Consider the following 5,222-nt stretch of genomic DNA (forward strand, 5'->3'; position numbering starts at 1 on the left):
AACCACTATTACCTTGCCAGAAGCCAACCAGCCCATAGTACAGCGTTTACAGCAGCGCTAACGCCTAACGCCAACGTTTAGTGTTGTGGATTCAGTGCTGGTAGTAATTAGTCGTTAATTTTCATTCTTAGTGGTTAAACTGGCTAATGCTTCTGTAAAGCCCCTAAGCGAAAACTTCAGCTGACGCGGCGTTTGTTCAGTGACAAATACCTTCACCGTATAGGCGGCATTCTGTTGCAGTTGCCTAATAATCTGCGGGCTTAATACCAGTAACACTTTGCAGCCTTGTGGCAAGCAAACGGTAACCGGTGCTCTGTGTTTGTTTTCGCCAATATCAATTGCCACACCCGGTGGCAGATATATCCCCAGCGGTAAATTAAGCTGCAATACCGGATCACTACTGCCAGTTACATAAGCTACCTGGCTGGAATAGATGATATCGGGGTTTTCAGGGTTCTGCAGGCCTTGTGCAATAACGCATTGTTCATTACAAACACTGCGCCAGTCTCCAAATGCCTCAACGGTCGCTTTGCTGGTATCAGCGCTAACGGTTTGGCTAAGCAGGCTGCTTAACAAGGCTAGCCCTGCCAGTTTCACCAGCTGTATTCTGCCCTTTATCAACGGGTGCTGAAATTTTATCGTGGCCATGTTTTATTCCTTTAAACATTTATTACGGTTAAGCATTAATGTAAAACATTTACGCTGATAAAAACATAAAGCCTTGCAATAGCAAGGCTTTATCATTTACGTATCTAACAATGCTTACAGCTTAGCATACCGCTTGCGACGCGCAATCAGCGCCAGAAAACCAGTTGCAAAAAGCAGCAGGCTTGCAGGTGCTGGCACGTCTACCGGGTCATCAGGATCAATAATTACGGTACCACCTACTCCGGCAAAGCCAAAAATAAATGTAGGAGTAATTTCGCCGTTGGCATCACCAAAACCATCCTGATCAGCATCTAAACCAGACCAACCGAATGAATACACTTCTGCACCGACGCTGGCTAACGCTGATAAAGCCGCATTGCGGTTAGCTGCACCGCCATAAAAAATCTCAAAGGTGAAGGTTTCGCCAGTCAGCAAGGCACCAAAATCAAAATCGAAGTTAGAGCCAATATCATCTGGGCCAGCAGCAGTAAAATCACCGCTATTTCCCGCCTGCGGAGAACAGATCTCTAATGGGTTAGAGCTACAAAAGCCATTGTCATTTGCACCCAATACTGCGCTAGCGCCGGCAGTACCTCCTATAGTGACAAATTCATTAAATGGCGTTGGTGAAGCATCCCAGTCGAAGGTGCGACGATATAACAAATTGGCAATATCGGCGCCACTAATGTTTTCGATGGTTACCGCTACCCGGAACAGGTGATCGGTTTCTGCAGCCAGGGCAAAGTTATGGGTTATCTGCAATAGACCACCCATGGTGGTGATAGATGTTGCAGTAGTAGCAGTACTGTCAAAACTTACCAAACTAAGGCCTGCGGTGCCAAGGGCATTATTGGCAAAGCCTGAAGTGCCACCAGCTGCTACGCCCCATCCTTCGCATTCACAACCATGGAAAGTAGACTCATACTCAACGCCATCACTAATATAACGCAAGCCAACACCGGTAGTACCGGCAATGTCTGCATTACCACCTTCGACATTAAGCTGGCCCAAGTCACCTACACCCAGGGCAACATTGCCGTCGGCGATTATCATTGAGGCCTGGCTTGCTCCGGCCATACCCAGCAATGCAATAGCTGAGACTATCTTTAAAAATTTCATAGGTTTCATCCTGAAAGTTATTCAACACAATTTTGTTTAGCGACGTTTAATGTTCAACGGCACTTTTTACCAAGATGCTTTTGTACCACGACGTTTTTGTACAAAGACACTTCGTACATCGCCAATTTTGTACAATAACGCTTAGTAGCACAAAATATGCCATTATCTAAAGTGTTGATATTCCGTGTTAAAATCTTGTACCTATGACCAAAATGTAAAGAAATGTGACGAATTAAAGTTAAATAACTGAGGGTGAAGCGACCTAGTTTTTGAAAAACTGGTTATCCTGAGCGATAAATTCCTGCTCCAACTCTTCCAGATATTGCTCTGATAAATCAGCATCTATCGGTGCTTTATCCGGAATACGGTGGTTTTCTGCAGCCCAGTCACCCAGGTCAATCAGTTTGCAGCGCTCGGAACAGAACGGCCGGAAAGCGGAGCTGGCATCCCACACAACAGCAGTACTGCAAGTAGGGCATTTAACGGTAGTTGGCATAAAATTCCTTAACAGCAAGCCAGTTGAAATTGCTGTGATTTAGCGGCAGCGCTGCGGGCGCTGTCGGCATCCAGCTGCATAAAGCGAATCGCATAACGATATTTATTGCCGCTTACGGTAGGGTAAGTACCTTCGCCAGCCGGGTATTTAATCCGTAATAATTCAAATTGCTCGGCATTTTGCTGGTAAAAACCATTTTCTGCGACCACGTTCTGATAATGGCTGCGTTCGCGGATAAAACTTAACACATAGCGAATAGCCTGCTCTGCCAGGGCAATCTGGTTAAGCCAGTCTTCGGCCTGGGCCTGACGTTCGCTTAGCGGCAAGCTAAACCAGTATTGCAGTTGCGGCATATCAAAATAGCAGCAACCGCCTGGAATGCTGAAGCGCTGGCGTAGCGGAGCTAAAAAGTTATCGTCTTTTAAGGCACCAAGCAATTTGCCACTGCGTAATAGCTCAGATTGCATCCGCACGGCCGCTTGCAACATGGTTTGTAATTTAGCATCAGACACTGATGGATGTTGTGACCACATCACCAGCTGGCTCTCGCAGCGTTCAATATCTTTAATTAAATCGGGACGAACATCGTTGCGATCCATCACCTCAATTAAGGAAAACAGACTGGTAAAAAAGCTTTGTTGCTGGTTTTCATCGGCCAGGGCCAGCTGACTGTGCACCTGCTGAAACAAAAACTCCAGGCGTAAATACGTCCGAATTTTCTCATTCAGTGGGTGTTCGTAAATAATCTCAGCGGTATCCGTTGTGCTATCCGTCATACTGTCCGTCATAATAAAGGGTGGCCTGTTTTTATTCTTGTGCTGCCAGGGTTACATAGCGTTGATGTAACTGCTTAACCTGCTGCTGTAGCGTGGGGGCGTCACTTTCGTGCTCAATGCCCGCGCTGGTAATATTCGCGTTTGTAATATCCGTGTTGGTAAAATCAGCATTGTTATCAATAATATCATCAGCTAAAGCTAAGCGATCTGCCCTCTTGATCTGGCTGGCAATAATGGCCTTCACTTGTTCAGCATCGGCACCAGAACTGAGAGCATCCCGGCTTAGAGTGCGCGCCAGCTGGTTTTGTTCAGTTATATCTACCACTAATACCCGGTTTACCAAGGTATGCAGGTTATTTTCCAGCAATAGTGGTGCTATTAACAGCACATAAGGCGCTGACGGCAAATTTGCTAACTGGCTTAACATTGCTGTTCGAATGGCCGGGTGCATTACACTATCCAGCCACTGTTTTGCTGCCGGATCTGTAAAAATCAGTTGGCGCAGCAGGGCGCGGTTTAAGGTGTGTTCAGCAGTTAACAGCTCTGGCCCGAAATGCTCAGTTATTTTAGCCAGTAAAGGGCTACCTTTGGCAACCACCTCACGGGCAACGACATCGGCATCTACTGCCGGCACGCCAAGCTGGTCGAATAGCCGGGCTACCGTCGACTTACCCGAACCAATACCGCCGGTTAAGCCAACAATAAAACGGCCACTGCCAGACACCTTAGTACCAGGCTCTTTTGCCTCAGATTGCATTTTATCAGGCGCCAAGGTAACTCAGGTAGGCGTTAGTTAATTGCTCACCCCATAACAAGGCAATAAAACCGGCGGCGGCAATATAAGGGCCAAACGGAATTGGCGTAGCCTTATCTCGCCCCTGAATGGCCAGCATAGTGGCGCCAATGACTGCACCCACCAGGGACGATAATAAAATAATCAGCGGCAGTTGTTGCCAGCCAAGCAGGGCACCAAAAATGGCCAGTAATTTAAAATCACCATAACCCATGCCTTCCTTACCGGTTAATAATTTAAAGCCCCAATACACCAGCCACAGGCTCAGGTAACCGGCAGCGGCGCCAATAATTGCCTGGGCTGGGTTAACTAAGGCTGAATCAGTTAAACTAAATACCAACGCCAGCCATAACAGTGGCAGGGTAAGGCTGTCGGGCAACAGCATGGTGTCAATATCAATAAAGCTGAGCGCGATTAAACCCCAGGTCACAAAAATCAGCACAAGCGCCAGGGTGCCATAGCCATATTGCCAGGCTACCATGGCCGAGAGCACAGCGGTTAACGCTTCTACCGCCGGGTAGCGGCTGCTTATTGGTGCTTTACAATGCCGACAACGGCCTTTTAACAGCAGCCAGCTTAGTACCGGAATATTATCGCGTGCCGCAATTGGGGTATGACATTTTGGGCAAGCCGAGCGTGGCACCGCTAGGTTAAAGCGCTCAGGTGTTGCTGGCGTTGTCGCAGCCTTACTTTGCGCTGCATCGGCGTTAAAATACGCCTGATATTCCTGCTGCCACTCCCGCTCCATCATTTTTGGCAAGCGGTACACCAGAACGTTTAAAAAACTGCCTATCAGTAAACTGATAACAGCTACAAGCGTAACAAAAAGCCAGCTATGCTGGCTTAAATAATGGGTAAATTCGGTCATTAAATAATCGCGCCCAATTGGAAAATTGGCAAGTACATGGCAATAATTAAACCGCCGATCACTACGCCAAGCACAGCCATAATCATTGGCTCCAGCAAGGCGGTTAAACCATCAACCGCATCGTCTACTTCCTGCTCATAAATATTGGCCACCTTTTCCAGCATGCCATCCAGCGCGCCCGATTCTTCACCAATCGACACCATTTGAATCACCATTTCCGGGAACTGGTCAGTTTGTTTCATCGCCTGATACATCTGAGTACCAGAGGAGACCTCTTCGCGGATATGCATAATGGCATTACGGTATACTTCATTACCCGAGGCGCCAGCGGCGGATTCTAAGGCTTCAATTAACGGCACACCTGCCGCAAAGGTAGTGGAAAGCGTGCGGGCAAAACGGGCCACCGCGGCTTTATTTAAAATATTACCTATAACCGGCGCTTTGAGGATCCAGCCATCAGCCATGGTACGGAATTTTAAATTATTGGCATATGTCTTTTTCACCACATAGCCAAAAGCAAAT

7 protein-coding genes are annotated in these 5,222 nt (G+C 47.4%); all 7 read right to left on the minus strand.

Annotated features, from left to right (window positions below):
* Positions 1-114: 114 nt before the first annotated feature.
* The gene (locus tag ABY802_RS15640) at positions 115-648 is read right to left on the minus strand and encodes an invasion associated locus B family protein (RefSeq protein WP_372628055.1); all 534 of its coding nucleotides are present in this window, start codon (positions 646-648) and stop codon (positions 115-117) included.
* Positions 649-762: 114 nt separating this feature from the next.
* Positions 763-1,767 carry a PEP-CTERM sorting domain-containing protein gene (locus ABY802_RS15645; protein WP_372628056.1) on the minus strand — a complete coding sequence of 335 codons (1,005 nt, stop codon included), beginning with the start codon at positions 1,765-1,767 and terminating at the stop codon, positions 763-765.
* Positions 1,768-2,029: 262 nt separating this feature from the next.
* Positions 2,030-2,263: a DNA gyrase inhibitor YacG gene (yacG, locus tag ABY802_RS15650; RefSeq protein WP_290610473.1), complete on the minus strand. Its 234-nt coding sequence runs from the start codon at positions 2,261-2,263 to the stop codon at positions 2,030-2,032.
* 8 nt (positions 2,264-2,271) lie between these two features.
* Complete coding sequence (gene zapD, locus ABY802_RS15655; protein ID WP_372628057.1) at positions 2,272-3,051, minus strand: cell division protein ZapD; 780 nt, start codon at positions 3,049-3,051, stop codon at positions 2,272-2,274.
* Positions 3,052-3,070: 19 nt separating this feature from the next.
* Entirely contained in the window at positions 3,071-3,811 is a 741-nt protein-coding gene (gene coaE / locus ABY802_RS15660) for a dephospho-CoA kinase (RefSeq protein ID WP_372628058.1), read from the minus strand.
* Positions 3,801-4,700 (minus strand): A24 family peptidase, encoded by a 900-nt coding sequence (locus ABY802_RS15665; protein WP_372628059.1) that lies wholly within the window; start codon positions 4,698-4,700, stop codon positions 3,801-3,803. The genes coaE and ABY802_RS15665 overlap by 11 nt, the downstream gene beginning before the upstream one ends.
* Positions 4,700-5,222 (minus strand): type II secretion system F family protein (locus ABY802_RS15670; protein ID WP_372628060.1); only part of this gene is annotated, 523 nt, incomplete at its 5' end. The genes ABY802_RS15670 and ABY802_RS15665, both read right to left, overlap by 1 nt.

This window comes from Arsukibacterium sp. (assembly GCF_041616895.1).
GTDB lineage: Bacteria > Pseudomonadota > Gammaproteobacteria > Enterobacterales > Alteromonadaceae > Alishewanella.